Annotated in this window: 2 protein-coding genes; both read right to left on the bottom strand. The window is 58.2% G+C overall.

Annotation, left to right across the window (positions count from 1 at the left end):
- Window positions 1-278: 278 nt before the first annotated feature.
- Complete coding sequence (locus tag RCH91_RS21000) at window positions 279-1661, bottom strand: SPOR domain-containing protein (RefSeq protein WP_306537380.1); 1383 nt, start codon at window positions 1659-1661, stop codon at window positions 279-281.
- A 326-nt stretch (window positions 1662-1987) separates the two neighbouring features.
- On the bottom strand, window positions 1988-2285 hold a 298-nt coding region (locus RCH91_RS20995), incomplete at its 5' end, for a hypothetical protein (RefSeq protein WP_306537378.1).

Below are 2285 nucleotides of genomic sequence, written 5' to 3'. Positions count from 1 at the left end.
CCTTCCAGGGGGCCTTCCACGCCAACCCCGACTACATGCACTGGTACGGCTGGGCCAAGGTCAAGGAGGCCGCCGCCCGGATCCGGGAAGACGCGGAACGGCTCCGCAAGGAGCACAAAAAGATGTGAGCCCTCTCCATCCAGGGCTGCAATGAAAAAGGCGGGGTTCGAGACCCCGCCTTTTCGATTTTTGCCGTGAGAGACAGTCCTCGTTGGGAGTCCCAAGGGCGGGCATCGGCATGACGATAAGGGGTGCCGGCAGGAGGGGGTAGCCACAAGTCAATCGCCTGCAAAAACCACCGGCTTCAGTTCAGGCATCCGTTCCTTAACCAGGTCAACCAATCGCGCCGCATCCTCTCGTGTCATGGAGCTTTGGCTCAGGCGAACGCGGTAGATCGGCTGGCCGTCCGACCCCGCCTTCTCGGCCACGAAAGAGGCAAAGCCGGCGCCCGTGACGTTGTCCGCAAGCTGACGGGCCCGGGCTTGTTCTTTAAAGGCACCTAGTTGGACCCAGAAGGTTCGACTTGTCCTGGCGGGAGGAGGAGCCGGTCCTCCGGATTGATCCTCGATCTCCCCCTGTTGCACCGTCGATCCTTGCGCGGCGTCGCGCGCGGCAATCACTTGGCGCTGTTTCTCCGCGTCATCGAGCGCCCTCTTTATCTCTGACACTGGAACTTCGCTTCTCGGCAGAAATGCGAGGGGCCGCAGGTTCTCCAACAAGTTGTTGTCGGCCATTCTGTCGAGATGTGGATCTGACGAAGGCGAGTAAATGGCGTAAAGCGCGTTTCGAGACTCAATCAGATATGGCTTGCCTGCTACGACGATGCGAGCATAGCCCTTGAGCTCAAAGGCCTGGGGGGCGGCACCCGATCCGGGTTGTATCCGGTCGTCGTACGCGGCCGAGATCAGCAGGAATGACGGCTCGCCGGGTTCAAGATAGGTTACGAGGTGCTCCGGGGATTTCTCGGAATCGCCCACCCAGGCTGTCATCGGATTAAAACGCTTGTCACCTTCAATGCGTACGAGAGCTGCCGTGCGTGAGATATCGGCGCCGCCTGTTCTGTAGCGCAAGACAGAACCGTTTTGTGGTAAGGCAATGATCCGCACCGAGACGCCCCATTCCTTCACAACGGCAATCGGCGCTTCTTTCTGGGCGTCATAAGTGACATTCATATAGAATTGGAGGCCGTTCAACATATCCGCGTGGTCGCCCAGAACCTCCCAGATGCGCATGACCTTGCCGTTTCTTATTGAGCGTTCGAAGAACGCGCCTGCTTCCGGGACATGCCCAGCCCCCTTCTCCTCCCTGAACAGAGGGAGAGCAAGATTCTCCTGCAACTCCAGAAACAGGCTTTGGCTGCCTCCGCCCCAGTTCATTATTTCTTCGGATCCCTGCGCAACCCGCCTCGACAAGGGTGTTTCGATTCTTCTCGTCTGACTGCTCTCGCCAGTTGCTATCCAGCGAGGGTCAAGTGGTTCCAGGGTAATGTTCAGTGGAGGAGGCTCATCACCACGCAGGCCGGTCTCCTCGAGGAGCTGGCGCGCCGCCGGCAGCAGGGCGGCGAGGGAAATAACGATTGTCGCGATCAGAATGGCCCAGGCGATAATCGGATTGTTCTTGAGCCGTTCTTGAATACGCTCGAGATAGGTCTGTTTCGCCACGTGGAAGTCCCTTGGATGGTTCGGAGCCAACCAGCTAAATTAAGCGACTCCGCCCCCGGTTCCTCTCGTCATCAACGAACGCGAGTCGTCCAGTTAACTTGACGATCCGGGTGCGTCGGTGGGTTGAATGACTAGGCCGAGTACCACCTCATTGGTAAATGCGTCTGGCGTGACTCCAGGGGGAATCCCAACGGCGTGGATTCGAATCCTGCACCGGATCTCATCCTCGAGCACATCAGGAGGCAAGAGAAGGTTCCGATCCTCATCCAGCTGGGCTCTGGGCACAACGGCTGTACGAGTGCGCGGTATTGACAGGACACCTCACGTCAGGCATCGCTGCCGTCTGAGTTCGGCCCCCTCGATTCATTGCTTGAACTATTCAACGACTGATTCATGGCTTCCGTGATCAATCGGGCCAATTCGTCACGCGAGAAAGCGGCGAGATTCAGATTTGTCCTTGTGACTGAACTTGGCCGTACGCGAGTTTCGATTGCAGCGGCCGTTCCGCGGCATTTTCTTTCGAGGCACTTCAGGAACGACGCAAGGTCTATCCCGAGAGCTTTCAGCCTTCGCATAAACTCCTCGTTGATGGCCCCGGCTCGCCGAAGGCAATCCAGCAGTTCG

It is taken from the genome of Geobacter sp. (genome assembly GCF_030834625.1).
Lineage (GTDB): Bacteria > Desulfobacterota > Desulfuromonadia > Geobacterales > Geobacteraceae > Geobacter.
Note: the sequence above shows the minus strand (reverse complement) of the source record. Positions and strands in the feature narration are given on the sequence as shown.